The sequence below is a fragment of the Streptomyces sp. NPDC026417 genome (assembly GCF_055567695.1).
Window position 1 is genome coordinate 1 of record NZ_JBVHPY010000016.1, and the last position, 18685, is coordinate 18685.

Genomic DNA, 18685 nt, shown 5'->3' on the forward strand with positions numbered 1-18685 from the left:
ACCGAAGCGGTCTTGACGCTCGTACCACCCCCCCTCCCACTCCCCCCCCTCCCCCCCCCCCCCCCCCCCCCCCCCCCCCCCCCCCCCCCACCAGAAGGGGTGAACGGTCGTAACTTTCCCGCGCGGGGTGCGTTCCGTCGCGCTAGGAGATCATGCGACCACGCTCGGTGGACCCTCGGACGGCTCCCGGCGGGCGGCCCGGCGGCGGGACGCGACCTGCGGATCCAGCGCCGGGACTGCGGCCAGCAGCTGCCGGGTGTACGGGTCCTGCGGGGACGCGTACACCTCGTCGACCGGTCCCTGCTCGACGATCCGGCCCCGGCGCATCACCGCGACCCGGTCGCTGACCCGGCGCACGACGGCGAGATCGTGTGCCACGAACACCAGCGCGAGTCCCAGTTCCCGCTGCAGCTCGCCGAGCAGCGCGACGACCTGGGCCTGCGTGGTCACGTCCAGCGCGGACACCGGCTCGTCGCACACGATGACGCGCGGTTCGGCGGCCAGGGCCCGTGCGATGCCGACGCGCTGGCGCTGGCCGCCGCTGAACTCGTGCGGGTAGCGGTCGTAGTGCGCCGGTTCGAGACCCACGCGCTCCAGCAACTCCCGTACGCGCCCCCGGATCCGGCCCTCGTCCCGCTCGCCCCGGGCCCGCAGCGGGTCGGCGATCGACTCGCCCACGCTGCGCCGGGGGTTGAGGGAGGAGACCGGGTCCTGGAACACCATCTGCACGGCCGGGCCGACGCCGGATCGTTCGCGTCCGCGATACCGGACCGAGCCGGTCGTCGGCTCCAGGAGACCGACCAGCATCCGGCCCAGCGTCGTCTTGCCGCTGCCGCTCTCGCCGACGACGCCCAGGGTCTCGCCCCGGCGGACGGTCAGGCTCACGTCGTCCACCGCCGTGAACCGGCCCTTGCCGCGGCCGAACTCCCGCCGCAGACCCAGCGCTTCCAGAACGACCTCACCGACGGGATCCGCATCGGGCCCTCCGCCGAGCGACACACCCGACGGCTCCCCCGGGACCGACGCCGACACCGACGGACCGCGAGCCCCCGCCCGCGGCTCCCCCGGGACCGACGCCGACACCGACGGACCGCGAGCCCCCGCCCGCGGCTCTCCCGGCACCGGCACCGGCACCGGCACCGGCACGGACACCGACGCACCGGGGTCACGCAGCTCACCGCGCGCCCCGGGAACGCCCGCCCGCTCCGGAGAGCCGACGACCCGCACCCGCGGCTCGTCCACCCGGGGAACCGCCCCGAGCAGTTCCCGGGTGTACGCCTCCCGAGGCGACCCCAGCACCGAACCGACCGTGCCGTGCTCGACGGCGCGTCCGTGGCGCATGACGAGGACGTCGTCCACACTCTCGGCGGCGACGCCGACGTCGTGCGTGACGAGCAGCAGCCCCATCCCGGTCTCCTCCCGCAGCGTGTGCAGCAGGTCGAGGATCTGGGCCTGCACGGTCACGTCGAGGGCCGTCGTCGGCTCGTCGGCGATCAGCAGGTCCGGCTCGCAGGCGAGCGCCATGGCGATCAGCGCGCGTTGCCGCATGCCCCCGCTGAACTCGTGCGGGCGGGAACGCGCCCTCCGGACGGGGTCGGGAATGCCGACCCGGTCGAGCACGGAGACGGCCCGCGCGCGTGCCGCCCGCCGGGACGCGCGGGTGTGCACGCGGTACACCTCGGCGATCTGGTCGCCGACGGCGTAGTAGGGGTCGAGGGACGACAGCGGATCCTGGAAGACCATCGCGGCCCTCGCGCCCCGCAGCCGCCGCAGCTCCTCGTCGGACGCGTTCCGGACGTCCGTGCCGGCCACGCGGAGCACGCCGTCGACCCGGGCTCCGGTGCCGCGGTGCAGCCCCAGCAGCGCGGACGCGACGGTGGACTTGCCGGATCCGGACTCGCCGACCAGGCCCAGCGCCGCCCCCTTCTCCAGCCGGAAGGAGAGCCGGTCGACGGCCAGGAGGTCGCCGAACGCGACCGACAGGTCGCGGACTTCGACGAGCGGGCCGCCACCTCCGGGCCCCTCGGCCGGGTCACCCGGGCCCGCTTCCGCCGGAGTGGGCTCCGCGTCGGTCTTTCCCAGGTTCATGCGAGCACCACCCGTCGGTCCGCCACCGCGAACAGCACGTCCGCCACGGCATTGGCCACCACCACGAAGAAGCCGGTCACCAGGACCATGCCGACGACCACCGGCAGGTCGACGACGTTCACCGCGTGCACGAGTTCACGCCCGAGGCCGGGCAGGCCGAACATCGTCTCGGTGAGCACGGCGCCGCCGATCGCCGAACCGAAGTCGTTGGCGCTCAGCGCGATGACCGGCGCGACGGCCCCGCGCAGGGCGTGCCGCCCGATGATCGACCGCTCGCCGACGCCGTACGCGCGGAAGGTGCGCACGTGGTCCTCGGCGAGGGTCTCCAGCATCGAGGCGCGGGTCAGCCGGGCGTACTTGGCGGCCTCGATCAGCGCGAAGGCCAGCCACGGCAGCAGCAGGTTCCAGGCCCACTGCTCGGGGTCCTCGGTGAAGGGCACGTACTGCGGGAAGGGCAGCAGCTGGAACTGACCGCACACGACGATCATCAGCACCAGGCCGATCACGAAGACGGGGGTGGCCGTCCCGGCGAGTGTGATGCCGGTCAGCACCCGCTCGCTGACCCGGCCCCGCCGCCACGCGGAGAGCACACCGGTGCCGACGCCGAGGATCAGCCACAGCACCATGGCGCCCAGGACGAGCGAGAAGGTGACCGGCAGCTTCGCCCAGATCAGCGCCGTGACCTGCTGGTCGCTCTGGTAGGAGAGCCCGAGGCAGGGGGCGCCGCAGTGCCGCACGGACGTGCCCGTGGAGAAGTCCTGGCCGACGAAGATGCCCTGGAGGAAGTGCCAGTAGCGCAGGTGGAGCGGGTCGCCGAGCTTCAGCTGCTCGGCCACCTGGTGCACCTGGGCCGGTGAGCAGCGCGGGCCGCAGGTGATCTGGGCGACGTCGCCCGGGGCGACGTAGAAGACCGCGTAGATGAGGACGGAGATCGCGAGCAGCGTGACGACGGCGCCGACCAGCCGCCGCGCGGCGAACCCGGCGAAGCCGGACGAGAAGGGGAAGGCGCTCATGCCCGGGCCTCCCGCCTGCGACCCGTACCGACGCGCAGCCGGGAGGCGGCACGCGGGTCGAGGGCCGTCCGCACGCCGTCCCCGAACACGGTCAGGGCGAGCACCGTGACGAACAAGGAGCCGGCGGGGAACAGCAGGTACTGCGGCGCCGCCTGGTACCAGACGTCCGCCGCGGTGAGCATCTGCCCCCAGGAGGGGGTCGGCGGCTTCACGCCGACGCCGAGGAAGCTGAGCGCCGCCTCGACCGTGATGTTCAGGGGGACGAGAAGGGCGGCGTAGGTGATGACGGGCGCGGCGAGCGCGGGCAGCAGTTCGCGGCGGGCGACCCGCCAGGGGCCCCAGCCGCTGAGCCGGGCCGCGGCCACGTAGTCCAGCTCCTTGAGGGTCAGGGTGTGCGCGCGGACGATCTTCGCGATCGAGCCCCAGGCCACCAGCCCGATGATCAGGGCGACGAGGACGGGCCGCGGGAAGCCGCCGGGCACGATCGCGAGCAGGGCGAGGGACACGATCATCAGCGGCAGCGCGATGATGATGTCGGTGGCCCGGCTGAGCAGTTGGTCGACCCACCGGCTGCCGAGGGCCGCGGCGACGCCGACCACCACACCGATGAGGACCTGCACCAGGGTCGCCGCGAGCGCGACGCCGAGGGAGACCCGGGCGCCGTACACGAGCCGGGCGAAGAGGTCGCGGCCGGTCTGCGGCTCGACGCCGAGCCAGTGGTCGCCGCTGACGCCGCCGAGGGAACCGAGGGGAACCCCACCGCGCGCCGAGTCGATCAGCGAGGGGTGGTAGGTGGTCGGGTCCTGGCCCTCGATCGCCGTGAGGAGGGGTGCGGCGAGCGCGACCAGGACCAGAAGCGCCACGACGGCCGCCGCGACGAGGGCGGCGCGCTGCGCACGCAGCCGCCGCCAGAACTGCCCGGCCCCCGAGACCGCCGGGACGGACGGATCCGTCCCGGCGGCCTCCGAGGCCACAAGTACCTCGCTCATCGGGCTACTTCACCGCGACCTGGGAGATGTCCAGCACGCCGGTCCAGTCGCTGATCACGATGTTCTTGACGTCCTTGCCGTACAGCCGCTTGTAGACGGGGTGGAACAGCGGCACGGTCAGCGCCTGCTCGCCGATCTTCTTGTCCAGCGCGCCCCACCGCTCGGCGGCCTCGTCGAGGTCGGTGAGCTTGTTGATCGCGTCGATCTCGTCGTTGACGGACTTGTCGTCCAGGAAGCCGGTGTTGAAGTTGGCGCCGTCCTTCACGATCTGCCGGCCGTCGAAGATCGGGGCGAGGAAGGGACCGCCGGAGGGCCAGTCGGCACCCCAGTGGGCGAGGAAGAAGCCGGGCTCGGTCTTGGCGCTGTGGACGGTGTCGGAGTAGTCGTTGTCCTCCAGGCCCTGGAGCTTGACCGTGATCCCGGCCTTCTTCAGGGCGTCCTGGATGGCCGTCGCGATCTCCGGGCTGGTCTCGAAGTCCTTGGCGTTGGAGTGGGTGAGCGTGACCGTCAGCCCGTTCTTGTAACCGGCCTCCTTCAGCAGTGCCTTGGCCTTGGCGGCGTTGCCGGACTTGCCGGCCGGGAAGTGGTCGTACGGCGTGTAGCCGAAGGACTTCTGGTTCGGCAGGTAGGTCGTCGCGGCCTCGGCGAGCGAGGACCCGCCGGCCGCGTTGATCACGGACGAGCGGTCGACGGCGTACGAGATCGCCTGGCGCACCTTCGGGTTGTCGAAGGGCTTCACCTTCGGGTTGAAGGCGATGTAGTTGGTGTAGCCGAAGTGCCCGGTGCCGACGCGCGCGGCGAGTTCCTTGTCGCCGGAGACCTTGGCGAGTTCGGCGGGACCGAGGTTGGTGTCCGTGGTGACGGCCGCGCCGTCGGCGCCCTGGGACGCCGACAGCCGCTGGTTGATCACGGAGGAGTCGAGCCCGGACCGTACGTCGATCTTGTCGGGGTAGGCCTTGCGCTCCTCGTCGGTCGCCGCGGACCAGTGCGGATTGCGCTCAAGGATCAGCCGCTCGCCGTCGTTCTCGTTCTTGACGACCTTGTACGGGCCGGAGGAGACGGGGTGCTTCTCGTACTCGGTGCCGTTGTCCTCGGCCTTCGGGACGGGCGTGAACTGGGTCTGCGTGGCGAGGTAGGGGAACTCCCCCTCGGGCTTGTTCAGGTGGAAGACGAGGGTGCGCTCGTCCGGGGTCTCGATCGAGTCGAGGCCCTTGCCCTTGTCCTTGTACGGCCCCTGGTAGTCGGCGCCGCCGATCAGCCAGTCCCGCAGATAGGGGGCGCCGCCGGAGAGCTCGGCGGCGAAGGAGCGCTCGATGCCGTACTTGATGTCGGCGGCCGTGATGGCGCTGCCGTCCTCGTACTTGAGGCCCTTCTTCAGGGTGTACGTCCAGACGGTCGCGTTCTTGCTCGGGCGGCCGGTGTCGGTGGCGAGGTCGGGGACGACCTCGGCGCCGGCCGCACCGTCCTCGCGGTTGCGGGTGGTGAGCGTGCGGAAGACCAGGGAGGGCACGTTGCCGCCGCCCGAGGTGTAGAGGCGGGCCGGGTCGAAGTCCTCCTGCGGATTGGCGTTCAGGACCGTCAGCGTGCCTCCCTTCTGCGGCTTGGAGTCGCCTCCGGTGCTCTTGGCATCGTTGTCCTCAGGGCCGCAGGCGGCGGCACCCGCTGCCACGGCCAGGCTGACGGACACCGCGGCCACGCGGCGCGCTATGAGGGACGGTTGACGCATCGGAAGACGACCTCTCGAGGAATGTCCCGCATGGCGAGACGGAACGGCACAGGGTGAGACGAACTTGAGCAGAGCTCGCCCCGGGCGTCGAAAAGCGCGTCGAGAGAACGGCCGTGAAGACAGACGGAACCCGAAAAAGGGGAACGCGACGCACGCGCCGGGGGCGGGCGTCAGCGACAGTGAATGTCGGCCACGCAGAGCGCGGTCACACCGATGAGCGCCAGCTCAAGGGCGGCGCATGCGGAGGCGTGACGAGGCGACATGCGGAGAAATATGAACGAACTTTCGCCTGATGTCAACGCGGCCCGAGGGGCTCGCGTCAACTCCCGGGATACTGCCAGGGGTTGGCCTTGCAGTGGATTCCGTCATGGTCGAGGAACTTGGTCTGCTGCTGCATGACGGGCGCGAGGTCGCCGTCCTTGTCGCAGGTCACATGGCCGTAGCCGAGCCGGTGACCGACCTCGTGGTTGATCAGCATCTGCCGGTAGGAGTGGATCCGGTCACCAAAGGTCTCGGAGCCCTGGGCCCAGCGATAGGCGTTGATCATGACGCGGTCGGTGGCCGCCGAGTCGCACGACACGTTGTCCTCGGTGGTGTCGAGTCCGGACTTGGCGCACCACTCGGCGGTGGTCCCCGGACTCGCCAGAGTGATCACGAAGTCGGGCCTGCCGGACGAGATCCGCTCGAAGGTACGGGCGCCGTCGTGCGCCCAACTCCGGTCGTCGTTGAGGGTTTTCTGCACGGCCTGCGCGAAGAGCTCCGGGTCGAGCCCCAGCCCCTGCTCCACGTCGACCCGGTAGGTGTACTTGCGCCCCTTGCCGGGCGCCTTGTCGAAGCCGAGGACCGCGTCGAACTTCCCGGTCCCCTTGAGCTTCGCCCCGAGCGGGTATGTCTCGGCCATCTTCTGGTCGTACGTCAGCGGCACCACGCTCGGCGTCCCGGTGGGCGTCGGACGGTGGTCGCCGCGCGAGGCGGAGTCGCGGGCGTCCCGGCCGGCGCCCCCGGCGGCCTGCGGGCGCACGGTGCCGTCCGCACGGCCGTCGGCGGCCTGCCCGGCGACGACGACCGCCAGCACGGTCGTGACGGCGGCGGCCGCGATCCCGGCGAACGTCCGCCCCTTGCCGCCCCTCACCCGCTCGGGCAGCCCGGTCCGTGCCGGCACCGTCCGGTCGGCGTCGGCCTCCGGGCCGGCGAGCGCGGCCAGGGGGTCGGCGGGGTGTCCGTCGGCCCCGCGGGGCGCGAAGAGGTCGTCGTCCTCGTCGAACGCGTCCACGTAGGACTGCAGCGGGCCGCGCCGGTGGGCCGCCTCCTGCCGCTGTGGCGGTATGCCGGGTCCGGACCGTCCGGAGGGCGGCGCGCCCTGCGGCATGCCGTGCGGAGCCGCGTGGAACCCGCCCGGGCCCGTGCCGTACCCGGCGACGACGCCCGCCGCCGGCGCCCCGGTCCGCAACTCCCCCCAGCCGCCGCCGGTTTCACGCTGCTCGGGGTGACCGCCCCGCACCTGGGGCATGCCGCGCGCGGGCGTGCCGTCGGGCAAGCGCGGCACACCACGGGCGGGAGTCCCGTCGGGCAGCCGCGGGACGCCGTGCGCGGGCGTGCCGTCGGCGAAGCGGGGCGTCCCGTGCGCAGGTGTGCCGTCGGGGAAACGAGCTACTCCCCGTGCGGGCGGGCCGTCGGGAAGACGAGGCATCCCGTGCGCGGGCGTGCCGTCGGAAAAACGCGGCACACCACGGGCGGGAGTGCCGTCGGGCAGCCGCGGAACCCCCCGGGGCGGAGCACCCGCCCCCGGTGGCTGCCCCGCCGTTCCGGCGGAGGGCAGCGTCACTCTCGGAACGACCGGCTTGCCGTCGGCCTTGCCGCCGGCGTCGCCCTTGTCGGCCCGCCCACGACGGCTGTGACGTCCCACGCCCCGCCTCAGCTCCCCGCGCCCGCGCTGCCGACCCCGTCCCTTGCGGACGGGGCGTCCGTGACCGCCGACCCGTCGAGTTCGCCCGCGTCGACCAGTAGTTCACGGAATGCCGTGGCCACCGTATCGGGATACTCCATCATCGCGACATGCCCGGCGTCCGGCAGGGTCAACAACCGGGAGTCGCGGAAGGCACGGGCGGCCCGCTGGGCCATGCGGTACCCCACCAACTGGTCGCGGCCGCCGTAGACGAGCAGCGTCGGCGCGAGCACCCGCTCGGCCTGACGCCACAGCCCGTGCTGGCCGCCCAGCGTGTACGCGTTCACGATGCCGCGTGCCGAGCGCGCCATGGCGTCCCAGAAGTAGGGAAGGGCCAGCCGGCGCTCCATCTCCTCGACCGCGTTGCGGAAGCCCTCCGGCGTGACCGTCGAGGGGTCGCCGTAACAGAGCGCCGTGACGCCCCGGACGCGCTGCTCGGCGGTCCAGTCCCGGGTGAACCGGGTGAACAGGGCCGTCACCCCGGGCAGCGCCAGCATCGCCGTCGGCCACGCCGTGCGCTGCGCGCGGATCTCCGGAAGCGCGGGCGAGACCAGGGTGAGTGTTCGGACGAGATCGGGGCGGACGGCCGCGACGCGTGTCGTGACCGCTCCGCCGAGCGAGTTGCCGAAGAGGTGGACCGGGCCGCGGCCGGAGGAGTCGAGATAGCGGATGACCGCGCGCGCGTGCCCGGTGACCGAGTAGTCCCCGTCGTCCGGCGGCGGCGAGTCCCCGAAGCCCGGCAGGTCCAGTGCCTCGCTGTCCACGATCCCGTCGAGCAGCGGCATCAGCGCCGACCAGTTCTGGGAGGAACCGCCCAGCCCGTGCACGTACAGGGCGGGCGGCAGTCCGTCCCGGGCCGGGGGCCTCGACCGCACCGTGAGGGTGACGCCCGGCAGGCCGACCGACCGCAGCCGCTCGCCCTCCGCGACCCGTACGGAACCGACCCGTGGCGTGACGGTGTTGGCCAGCACGGAAGGCAGCTCGGTCGAAGACATGCGGGCAATGTTACGAGACGATCACGCAGTGGCTCATGTGTTCGCCGTCACAGAGCCCTCCCCGCCGCGCGGCGGGGACACCGGGCGGGCGGAACACGGAAAGCGCGCAGCCCGCCACTGGTCGCCCGCGGGGCGGCGATCGGCCCCCGAATCGCATCGCGTCCGGATCGGGTGTCTCCTAGGCTCGAAACAGGGCACCCATACGTGGCCCCTGCTTCACCGAGCGGGGAGTGCGACGAAGCGACAGGAAGGGAGCCCGCGCCATGGCCACCATCGACCCCACGGATCCGGAGACGTTCGAGGACGAGGAGACGACCGACGGGATCGACGAGGAGACCCCGGAGGCCGACGCCGCCGAGCAGCAGGCGGAGGTGGCACCCGACCGGGACGATCCGCTGACCGGCGCCGACCCGAGCAGCGCCAACGAGGCGGACCTGGTGGAACAGGCACGCGTCGTCACCCTCGACGAGGACGACTACCGATGACGAGAAGGTGGACCCCCTGACCGCCCTGCCCCTGTTTGACGTCGTCTGCGCGGCTATCGCCCCCGTCCGGTCCGTGAAATTGTCCGTCCGTACCGCGCACACGGGGGTTACCGAAAAGTACGATGGCGGCGCGGCGCACACCGCATGTGGACGATTTTGGGAGGCGGCGTGACAGCCATCGAGCAGACAGAGGCGGCACGCCCGCGGGGCACACGCCTGCCGCGCCGTGCCCGACGCAACCAGCTCCTCGGCGCAGCCCAGGAAGTCTTCGTTGCCCAGGGATATCACTCGGCGGCGATGGACGACATCGCCGAACGCGCGGGCGTCAGCAAGCCGGTCCTCTACCAGCACTTCCCCGGCAAGCTCGACCTGTACCTGGCCCTTCTGGACCAGCACTGCGAGTCCCTGCTGGAAGCGGTGCGCAGGGCGCTGGCCTCGACCACCGACAACAAGCTGCGCGTGCGCGCCACGATGGACGCCTACTTCGCGTACGTCGAGGACGACGGCGGCGCCTTCCGGCTGGTCTTCGAGTCGGACCTGACGAACGAGCCGGCCGTGCGCGAGCGCGTGGACCGGGTCACGGTGCAGTGCGCGGAGGCCATCTGCGACGTGATCGCCGAGGACACGGGCCTGTCCCGGGCCGAGTCGATGCTGCTCGCCTCCGGTCTCGGCGGCCTGGCCCAGGTGGTGGCCCGGTCCTGGCTGCACAGCGACCGCAGCGTGCCGCGCGACCAGGCGGTCCAGCTGCTCACGTCGCTGGCCTGGCGGGGTATCGCCGGCTTCCCGCTGCACGGCAGCGAACAGCACTGACGTACGGCGGGCGCGTTTGTTCCCGTCCGCTGTTCGCTGATGGCGTGCTCGGACGGAACGTGTACGTCCCCTCACCGGGCTAATGTGTGCTGCGTACGGCGCGGAGGAACGCGCACATCACTGACCGTCGGAGGGACAAAGCCGTGGAGGTCAAGATCGGCGTGCAGCACGCGCCCCGCGAGATCGTTCTGGAGAGCGGTCAGACCGCCGAGGAGGTCGAGCACGCGGTGTCCGAGGCGCTGGCCGGCAAGTCGGCGCTGCTGAGCCTCGTGGACGACCACGGCCGCAAGGTCCTGGTCCCGGCCGACCGTCTCGCGTACGTGGAGCTCGGCGAGCCCACCACGCGCAAGGTGGGCTTCAGCGCGCTGTAGTTCGAGACAGCGGGAGAGGGGCCCGGCGGCCGATGCCGCCGGGCCCCTTTCTCATGACCTGAACTGCACAGACGGAGCACATCTCCCCCACAGGAGAGGGTTGCTTTCGGCGCCTCGGGGGTAGATCGACTACGACCGATTTGCCCCAGCCGTGCGGGAGGGAACCCACCATGTTTTTGGAAGCGCTCGGCTCCGCGATCCTCGGTCTCGCCCTCGCATGGGCGGCGACGCATCGCCTGTCCCACCGGCTCCCGACGCACAGTCTGGTGCTGTCGACAGGCGTCGCCGGAGCCCTCTTCGGAGCCTTCCTGACCCACAGCGCGCTCGGACCCGGCCACTTCCTGCTGACCCTGGTCGGCGCGGTCGCGGTCTCGGCCGCCTCGCTGTCGCTGCTGCTCCGCCCGGCGGAGAGATTCCGCCGCCATTCGGCGCCGGCGTAGGCGCGTAACCGCCGCCACCCGGCGCCTCCCGAACCGACGGACGCCGGTCCGGCCCGACTCCCGGGCCGCCGGCGTCCCCCGTGTCCGACGCGTGAGTGTCCGGCGAGCCGCCGCAATCCCGGCGGCTCGCCGGACACTCACGTCGTTCTGGTGGCGGTCAGGCCGCCAGCCCCAGTGCGGCCATCCGCTTGGTGTGCGCCTCGGTGATCCGGGAGAACATCCGGCCCACCTCCGCGAGGTCGAAGCCGTCCGCGACGCCGCCCACCAGCATCGTCGACAGGGCGTCGCGGTCGGCGACCACCCGCTGCGACTGGGACAGCGCCTCGCCCATCAGCCGGCGCGCCCACAGCGCGAGCCGGCCGCCGACGCGCGGATCGGCGTCGATCGCGGCCCGCACCTTCTCGACCGCGAAGCTGGCGTGACCGGTGTCGTCGAGGACGGAAAGGACCAGGCCCCGGGTGTCGCTGTCGAGGCGCGCGGCGACCTCGCGGTAGAAGTCACTGGCGATCGAGTCGCCGACGTACGCCTTGACGAGCCCCTCCAGCCAGTCCGAGGGCGCGGTCTGGCGGTGGAATCCGTCGAGCGCGGCCACGAAGGGTTCCATCGCGCCGGTGGGCTCCGCGCCGACCGCGGCCAGCCGGTCGCGCAGCTGCTCGAAGTGGTGGAACTCGGCCGACGCCATCTTCGCCAGCTCCGCCTTGTCGGAGAGGGTGGGCGCGAGCTTGGCGTCCTCCGCGAGCCGCTCGAACGCCGCCAGCTCGCCGTACGCGAGCGCTCCGAGGAGGTCGACGACGGCGGCGCGGTACTGAGGGTCGGCGGAGGCCGTGTCCCAGTTCTGGGCGGCGACTCCGGTGGCCGCGGGAGTGGCTTCGGCGGGGGTGGCAGCGGCGTTGTCAGGCGTCGTCATGAAGCGCACAATAGCCCGCTCACCGCGGCGCGGAAGTCCCTGGTCAATCAGTGTGACGACGACCATGTGACCGGATCGGCCATCGCATGTGCGCGATTCCGGGGTATGGTGGTAATGCGCCCGGCGAGTATTCGACGGGCCGCGTGAATGAGGATGCCCGGTCGGAGGCCCGATCGGCTCCGACCCGACAGACCTCCACGTCCGTACGGCACATTGCGTACGGCAGCCGGAGGAACCCTCAGCGGTACGAGCGCTCGAGCGTCGGCAGTGGTCCCATGCCACTCGGCCAGCCCGCAAGCGGCCGACGTCCCCGGCACGGTCCAGACACGACCCCCGCGCTCGCCTCGCACCGCGTACACAGAAGAGGCAGCACCCTGACTACGACTTTTCGAGACCTCGGAATCCTTCCCGAGACCGCCGAAGCCCTCGAGGCCGTCGGCATTCTCAGTCCCTTCCCCATCCAGGAGATGACGCTCCCCGTCGCCCTCACGGGCAAGGACGTCATCGGCCAGGCCAAGACCGGCACGGGCAAGACGCTGGGCTTCGGCCTCCCGCTCCTGGAGCGGGTCACCGTCCCCGCGGACGTCGAGGCGGGCCGGGCGCAGCCCGAGCAGCTCACCGACGCCCCGCAGGCACTCATCGTCGTCCCGACGCGTGAGCTGTGCACCCAGGTGACGAACGACCTGCTGACCGCGGGCAAGGTCCGCAACGTGCGCGTTCTCGCCATCTACGGCGGCCGTGCGTACGAGCCGCAGGTCGAGGCCCTGAAGAAGGGCGTCGACGTGATCGTCGGCACCCCGGGCCGTCTGCTGGACCTCGCGGGCCAGAAGAAGCTGAACCTCAAGCACATCAAGTCCCTCGTCCTCGACGAGGCCGACGAGATGCTCGACCTCGGCTTCCTGCCGGACGTCGAGAAGATCATCAACATGCTGCCGGCCCGCCGTCAGACGATGCTGTTCTCGGCCACGATGCCGGGTGCCGTCATCGGCCTGGCCCGCCGGTACATGTCGCAGCCCACGCACATCAGCGCGACGTCGCCGGACGACGAGGGCGCGACGGTCCGCAACACCGCGCAGCACATCTACCGCGCGCACAACATGGACAAGCCCGAGATCGTCTCGCGCATACTGCAGGCCGACGGCCGCGGTCTCGCGATGGTCTTCTGCCGCACCAAGCGGACGGCGGCGGACCTCGCCGACCAGCTGCAGCAGCGCGGCTTCGCCTCCGGCGCGGTCCACGGCGACCTCGGCCAGGGCGCCCGCGAGCAGGCGCTGCGCGCCTTCCGCAACGGCAAGGTCGACGTCCTCGTCTGCACCGACGTGGCCGCCCGCGGCATCGACGTCGAGGGCGTCACGCACGTCATCAACTACCAGTCCCCCGAGGACGAGAAGACGTACCTGCACCGCATCGGCCGTACGGGCCGCGCGGGCGCCAAGGGCATCGCCGTCACGCTCGTCGACTGGGACGACATCCCGCGCTGGCAGCTCATCAACAAGGCGCTGGACCTCGGTTTCCCGGACCCGCCGGAGACGTACTCCACGTCCCCGCACCTCTTCGAGGAACTGAACATCCCGGCCGGCACCAAGGGTGTCCTGCCGCGCTCCGAGCGGACCCGCGCCGGGCTCTCGGCCGAGGTGGTCGAGGACCTGGGCGAGACCGGTGGGCGTGGGCAGCGTGGTGGCCGTGGTGGCCGCACCGCCGCTCCGGCCCCGGTGCGCGACAGCGAGCGTGAGCGTCCGGCGCGTACGCCGCGTCGCCGTCGCCGTACGCGCAACGGAGCGCCGCTGGAGGAGACTTCCGCGGCTCCCGCCGTGACGGGCACCGGGCCCGCCGAGGCGGCCGGGACCACGGAGGCGACCGAGCCCCGTACCCCGCGCCGTCGCCGCCGCACCCGCAACGGGGCGTCCGGGGAGCCGGTCGCGGCCGCCGAGACCGTGGTCGCGCAGCCGTCGGCCGAGGCCGCCGTGGCGACCGCCGAGGGCGTCACCGAGGAACCCGCGCAGCCGCGCCGCCGCCGCACCCGCAGGACCGCGGAGACGACGGAGGCCGTGGTCGCCGAGGCGCCCGCCGCCGTCGAGGTCGTCGAGACCGCGAAGGCCACCGAGGCCGCTGAGGTCACCGAGGTCAAGCCGCGCCGCCGCACCCGCAAGGCCGCGGAGACCGCGGTGGACACGGCCGAGGCCGTGGAGCCCAAGCCGCGCCGGACCCGCGCCAAGGCCACGGCGGCGGAGGCCGCCGAGACTGCCGTGGACACCGCGGAGGCCGCCGAGGCCAAGCCGAGGCGCCGTACCCGCAAGGCGGCGGTCGCCACCGTCGAGGCCGAGATCCCGGCCCAGACGGCCGAGGAGCCCGAGGCCAAGCCGAAGCGGCGGACTCGCAAGGCCGCGGAGACCGCGGTCGACACGGCCGAGGGTGCCGCCAAGGCCCCCGTTAAGCCGCGTCGCACCCGCAAGGCCGTCGCGACGGCGGCCGACGCCACGGTGGAGGCCTCGACCGAGGCCGCGGAGGCCAAGCCGCGCCGCAGCCGTGCGAAGGCCGCCACGCCGGCGGTCGCCGAGGCGGCAGCGGAGGCCCAGCCGAAGCGGCGTACCCGCAAGGCGGCGGTCGCCACCGTCGAGGCCGAGATCCCGGCCCAGACGGCCGAGGAGCCCGAGGCCAAGCCGCGTCGGCGTACGCGCAAGGCCGTGGCCGCGACGGAGTCCGCGGACAGCTGATCCCCACGTCGATGGCCCGGCCCCGCCCAGCGGGACCGGGCCATCGGCATCTCCACGAGCATCGCCATCCGCTTCTCCGGCCGACCCCGGCGCAGCACGGCCAACCCGGCGCCTACGGGGGCACAGCCTGGGTGGGCCACTCCCCCTCGTACAACAGCCCCCGGCGTCGCGCCCGGTTGGGCCCCTCCCCCACGCCCACCAGCACCCCTGATCCCGGCTGGCGCGCCGGGGTGCGACGGCGAACCCGGCGCCAACGGGGAGCCGCCTGCGCCCACCCGTGCCGCCCCTAGCGGCACGCCTGCCCGCAGCGGAGGCGGCCGACTGCCCCCCTGCACCGCGTGCCCGCAGCGCAATCGGTACGCGCCCGCAGCCGCCAGTGCACGGAAGGGGCCGTGCCGGTACATCAGATGCCCGTCGAGACGGGGCCACACCCCACCGAGGCACGCTGGTAACGGACCTCAGTGCCCGACCAGCGACGGGCGGATGTACCGGCACGGCCCCGACCCACCCACTGCCCGACAGCGCTTGAGTACGCGCCCGCAGACGCCAGTGCGCGGGCCCCCCACCACCCGCAGCGCAATCCGTACGAGCCCGCAGCCGCCCTCCGGCGCAAGGGGCCGTGCCGGTACATCACATGCCCGTCGAGACGGGGCCACACCCCACCGAGGCACGCCGGTAACGGACAGAGGTGCCAACCGGCGACGAGCGGATGTACCGGCACGGCCCCGACCCACCCACCCCACCGACAGCGCACCCGCACCGACAACGCACCACCGCACAGGCCACGCACCCACCGGACAAGCCGCGCCCCACCGCACCCCGTAGCCTCGAACCATGAGCAGGCCGCCCAGTTTCGCCCCGCCGCCCGGTGTCCGCGCGTACCGCCTCGCGACCCCCCGCGGCGAGTTCGCCGTACTCGACGCCGCCCCGACGGCGGCATCGCCGGACGCACCGCCGAGAGGAACCGCCCTGCTGCTCCCGGGTTTCACCGGAAGCAAGGAGGACTTCATCGCGCTGCACGAGCCGTTGGCGGCCGCCGGATACCGCACCGTCGCCGTGGACGGACGCGGCCAGTACGAGACCCCGGGCCCCCACGACGACGAATCTCCCTACGCGCAGAGCGAGTTGGCGCTGGACGTACTGGCACAGGCGACCGCCCTCCGCACCCCCCTGCACATCGTCGGCCACTCCCTCGGCGGCCAGATCGCCCGCGCCGCGGTGCTGCTGGACCCGACCCCGTTCAGGTCGCTCACCCTCATGTCGTCCGGCCCCGCCCAGATCTCACCGTCGCAGCAGCAGCGCGTGAAGCTGCTGCGCGACGCCCTCGCCGTGATGAGCATGGCCGACGTCTGGGAGGCCATCCAGGCGATGGAACCCCCCGAGGAGACCGACCCCGCGACCCTCGCGCACGACGACCTCGATTCCGCCGACCTCGACGCGGGTCTGGACGACCGAGACGACCTCCGCCGCCGCTGGCTGAGCAACAGCCCCGCCCAACTCATCGCGACCGGCCGTCAATTGTGCACGGAGCCCGACCGCGTGGCCGAACTCGCCGCCGTACCCCTCCCGATGCACGTGGTCTCCGGCGCCCGGGACGACACCTGGCCGGTGCCCCTCCTGGACGACATGGCGGTACGCCTCGGCGCCCACCGCACCGTCGTCCACGGAGCCGAGCACTCCCCGAACACGGACCAGCCGCAGGAAACGGCCCGGGCCCTGGCCGGCTTCTGGAACCGCTGCGAGACCCAGGAAGGCGCCCTCCCCTAGCAGAGGGGCGCCCCCTTACTGGAGGGCGCCCCTAGTACTGCGCCTGGAGATGCGACCAGAACCCGTCCCGAAGCGCCCGCCGCAGATCCGCCTGCCCCCGCAGGGAGTACTGGAGCATCCCCTCGGCCTCCACGAGCAGGTCCTGGTCGACGGACCCCGGCAGGTAGGGATGACCGGGCAGCAGCTCGACGAGCGCCTCCCGCCCCCGCGCCGCCAGCCACTTCGCGGCGATCTGCGCCCCCACGAACCGCACGTCCTCCCGCGCGGGCCGGGCCGCCCCGCTGCCCTCGTACGCGGCGCCGGTGCGCCGGGACACGTACGGCTTGAAGAAGTCGAGGTCGAACGTCCGCTGGCTGTCGACCTCCCACAGCAGCGGCTCGGCCTGGTTGCGGCCCTCGGGCGCCTCGATCCCCCACAGGTGGACCCGCGCCCCGTACCCCTGCGCCGCCTCGACGGCGGACACCAGGTCCTCGTCGCCGCCGAGCAGCGCGGCGTCGCTGATGGCGCGGTGCCGCGCGAGCGACTCCAGGTCGCTGCGGATCAGCGAGTCCACGCCCTTCTGCTGGTTGTTGGCGTTGAGGTTGCCGAGGCGGACCTTCACGTCGGGCAGTTCGGCGACGGACTGCTGCTCGGCGGTGTGGATGCGGCGCCGGGCGCCGTCGTACCAGTAGACGCGCAGCAGCCTGCTGTCCGCGAAGATCGTGCGGGCCCGGTCGATGAGCGCCTCGATGAGGCCTTCCGCGTCGAGGTCGAAGGCCCGACGGTCCTCGGTCCCCGCGACGAGCCGTCCCGCGGCCGCGTAGAGATAGCCGGCGTCGACGAAGATCGCGTGGGTCGAGGGCGTCTTCGCCACCTCGGCGAGCATGCGCTGGAGCAGCTCGTTCGTACGGTCGATGCGGCCGCCGAGCGCCGCGAGGTCGTCGTTCATTGCCTCTATTGTCCCGGCGGTCACGCTGCGAACACAACCGGTCCCGTTCGGTCCCCCGGCGGCCCCGAGAGAGCCTTACCGGTCAGTAATTAGGTTCTCGAAAATTTTCCTTAGCGTAGGGAATGTTTGTAACACGCATCCCGTTGTATCCGTAGGAAGCGACGGGGCACCCACGCCTCACGCCTCACTCATCAGTAGTTCTCCTCAGGAGGATGACCAGACGAAGGGAGAAGCCCATGCGCTTCGAAATCATGCGACTCGACGATGTCGACGGAACCCCCGTGGACACGACCGTCGTGGACGCCGCCTCCGTCAACCGGATCGTTCAGCAGGCAGCGGCCATCGGCCAGCGCCTCTGGATCCGCCCGGCCGACTCGACTGCCTCGTAACCCGCGGGCGTTTGCCACGTAACCCGCGGACACACCGCAGACTTCGAAGCCCCCGCACGGCAGACGCCGCGCGGGGGCTTCGCGCGTTGCCCGCGCCCGCGGGACCCCGAGGGGCTCCCCGCCCGGTTCAGGCGCCCTGGATGACCTGCGTGACGCCGTTGATGATCTGCTGCACGGCGATCGCGGAGAGCATCATGCCCGCAAGGCGGGTCACGAGCACGACGCCGCCGTCCTTGATGACGCGGATGATCAGCAGCGAGTAGCGCATCACCAGCCACAGCACCACGTGGATGGCGAGGATGGCCGCCCACACGGACACCTGCGTGGACACGGTGTCCGCCTTCTGGACGGCGAGGATCACGGACACGATGGCACCGGGACCGGCCAGCAGCGGCATGCCCAGCGGTACGAGGGCGACGTTGACGTCCTTGGTCTGCTTGGGCTCGTCGGTCTTGCCGGTCAGCAGGTCGAGGGCGATCAGCAGCAGGAGCAGCCCGCCCGCGATCATCAGTGCCGGGACGGACACATGCAGGTAGTCCAGGATCTGGTGCCCGAGCAGTCCGAACACGGCGATCACGCCGCCGGCCACGCAGACGGCCTGGAAGGCCATGCGCTTCTGCACCTTGCCGGGGCGCCCGGCGGTGAGCGCGAGGAAGATCGGGGTGATCCCGGGGGGATCCATGATCACGAAGAGGGTCAGGAAGAGGGAGCCGAATACGGCGACGTCGAACACGGTGGTGCCTTGCTGGGTGCGAAGGGGATGGGACGGGACGGGGGCGCGCCGGGGAAGGCGTCTCGGGGAGCGGGTGCCGAGGCCCGGCGACAGGCGGGGCCGGGCGGCGGCGCTCGCCGAAGCTCCGGTACGGCCGACCGGCCGGGGCGGAGCCGCGAACGCACCGCGGCCACCGTCAGCATCGACCCGAAACCGATGCCGAAACCGAGACCGCAGCCGGAAGCGAATCGAGACCATGACGGGGCCCGCAGCCGCGCCAGTGCGGTCACCGCCGGAAACCGGCGCACCGGAGCCGAAGCGGCGGAGCCGAAGGCCGAGGCACCGGAACCGGAAGACCGCAGCACCGGAAGCCGTGAGCCGCGAAGCCGGGACCGAGGCGCCGATC

Annotated in this window: 17 protein-coding genes; 7 read left to right on the top strand and 10 right to left on the bottom strand. The window is 72.3% G+C overall.

The window, feature by feature from the left end:
* Positions 1-150 precede the first annotated feature (150 nt).
* The 7 genes from ACZ4NT_RS24065 to ACZ4NT_RS24095 form a co-directional block, all read right to left on the bottom strand.
* Positions 151-2088 (bottom strand): dipeptide ABC transporter ATP-binding protein, encoded by a 1938-nt coding sequence (locus ACZ4NT_RS24065; protein ID WP_467727525.1) that lies wholly within the window; start codon positions 2086-2088, stop codon positions 151-153.
* Positions 2085-3101 carry an ABC transporter permease gene (locus ACZ4NT_RS24070; RefSeq protein WP_467727527.1) on the bottom strand — a complete coding sequence of 339 codons (1017 nt, stop codon included), beginning with the start codon at positions 3099-3101 and terminating at the stop codon, positions 2085-2087. Before ACZ4NT_RS24070 ends, ACZ4NT_RS24065 begins: the two co-directional genes overlap by 4 nt.
* On the bottom strand, positions 3098-4090 hold the full coding sequence (locus ACZ4NT_RS24075; protein WP_121405841.1) for an ABC transporter permease: 993 nt from the start codon (positions 4088-4090) through the stop codon (positions 3098-3100). Before ACZ4NT_RS24075 ends, ACZ4NT_RS24070 begins: the two co-directional genes overlap by 4 nt.
* A 4-nt stretch (positions 4091-4094) precedes the next feature.
* Positions 4095-5816: an ABC transporter substrate-binding protein gene (locus ACZ4NT_RS24080; RefSeq protein ID WP_121405840.1), complete on the bottom strand. Its 1722-nt coding sequence runs from the start codon at positions 5814-5816 to the stop codon at positions 4095-4097.
* A gap of 170 nt (positions 5817-5986) precedes the next feature.
* Positions 5987-6079, bottom strand: coding sequence for an Ms4533A family Cys-rich leader peptide (locus ACZ4NT_RS24085; RefSeq protein ID WP_355781599.1), 93 nt, complete (start codon positions 6077-6079; stop codon positions 5987-5989).
* 56 nt (positions 6080-6135) lie between these two features.
* On the bottom strand, positions 6136-7722 hold the full coding sequence (locus ACZ4NT_RS24090; protein ID WP_467727530.1) for a DUF3152 domain-containing protein: 1587 nt from the start codon (positions 7720-7722) through the stop codon (positions 6136-6138).
* An 8-nt stretch (positions 7723-7730) separates the two neighbouring features.
* Positions 7731-8756 (bottom strand): alpha/beta fold hydrolase, encoded by a 1026-nt coding sequence (locus ACZ4NT_RS24095; protein ID WP_121405838.1) that lies wholly within the window; start codon positions 8754-8756, stop codon positions 7731-7733.
* A gap of 263 nt (positions 8757-9019) precedes the next feature.
* Between ACZ4NT_RS24095 and ACZ4NT_RS24100 the strand changes: the two genes are divergently transcribed.
* From ACZ4NT_RS24100 to ACZ4NT_RS24115, 4 genes are all read left to right on the top strand, one after another.
* Positions 9020-9241 (top strand): hypothetical protein, encoded by a 222-nt coding sequence (locus ACZ4NT_RS24100; protein ID WP_121405837.1) that lies wholly within the window; start codon positions 9020-9022, stop codon positions 9239-9241.
* 168 nt (positions 9242-9409) lie between these two features.
* Positions 9410-10051: a TetR/AcrR family transcriptional regulator gene (locus ACZ4NT_RS24105; RefSeq protein WP_121405836.1), complete on the top strand. Its 642-nt coding sequence runs from the start codon at positions 9410-9412 to the stop codon at positions 10049-10051.
* Between the two features lie 143 nt (positions 10052-10194).
* Positions 10195-10422 carry a DUF3107 domain-containing protein gene (locus tag ACZ4NT_RS24110; protein ID WP_121405835.1) on the top strand — a complete coding sequence of 76 codons (228 nt, stop codon included), beginning with the start codon at positions 10195-10197 and terminating at the stop codon, positions 10420-10422.
* Between the two features lie 170 nt (positions 10423-10592).
* Positions 10593-10862: a hypothetical protein gene (locus ACZ4NT_RS24115; RefSeq protein ID WP_121405834.1), complete on the top strand. Its 270-nt coding sequence runs from the start codon at positions 10593-10595 to the stop codon at positions 10860-10862.
* Positions 10863-11019: 157 nt separating this feature from the next.
* Here the strand turns inward: ACZ4NT_RS24115 and ACZ4NT_RS24120 are convergent, their stop codons facing one another.
* Positions 11020-11769: a ferritin-like fold-containing protein gene (locus ACZ4NT_RS24120; protein ID WP_121406424.1), complete on the bottom strand. Its 750-nt coding sequence runs from the start codon at positions 11767-11769 to the stop codon at positions 11020-11022.
* 275 nt (positions 11770-12044) lie between these two features.
* Here ACZ4NT_RS24120 and ACZ4NT_RS24125 point away from each other — a divergent pair, with 275 nt between their 5' ends.
* Positions 12045-14483, top strand: coding sequence for a DEAD/DEAH box helicase (locus ACZ4NT_RS24125; RefSeq protein WP_467727534.1), 2439 nt, complete (start codon positions 12045-12047; stop codon positions 14481-14483).
* Between the two features lie 834 nt (positions 14484-15317).
* Entirely contained in the window at positions 15318-16250 is a 933-nt protein-coding gene (locus tag ACZ4NT_RS24130) for an alpha/beta fold hydrolase (RefSeq protein ID WP_467727536.1), read from the top strand.
* Positions 16251-16281: 31 nt separating this feature from the next.
* Here ACZ4NT_RS24130 and ACZ4NT_RS24135 read toward each other — a convergent pair whose 3' ends face one another.
* The gene (locus tag ACZ4NT_RS24135) at positions 16282-17178 is read right to left on the bottom strand and encodes an NYN domain-containing protein (protein ID WP_183116996.1); all 897 of its coding nucleotides are present in this window, start codon (positions 17176-17178) and stop codon (positions 16282-16284) included.
* A 236-nt stretch (positions 17179-17414) separates the two neighbouring features.
* On the opposite strand from ACZ4NT_RS24135, the gene ACZ4NT_RS24140 reads away from it, so the two are divergent.
* Complete coding sequence (locus tag ACZ4NT_RS24140; RefSeq protein ID WP_121405831.1) at positions 17415-17567, top strand: hypothetical protein; 153 nt, start codon at positions 17415-17417, stop codon at positions 17565-17567.
* 127 nt (positions 17568-17694) lie between these two features.
* On the opposite strand, the gene ACZ4NT_RS24145 is transcribed toward ACZ4NT_RS24140, so the two are convergent.
* Positions 17695-18300 (bottom strand): MarC family protein, encoded by a 606-nt coding sequence (locus tag ACZ4NT_RS24145; RefSeq protein ID WP_121405830.1) that lies wholly within the window; start codon positions 18298-18300, stop codon positions 17695-17697.
* Positions 18301-18685: the final 385 nt, after the last annotated feature.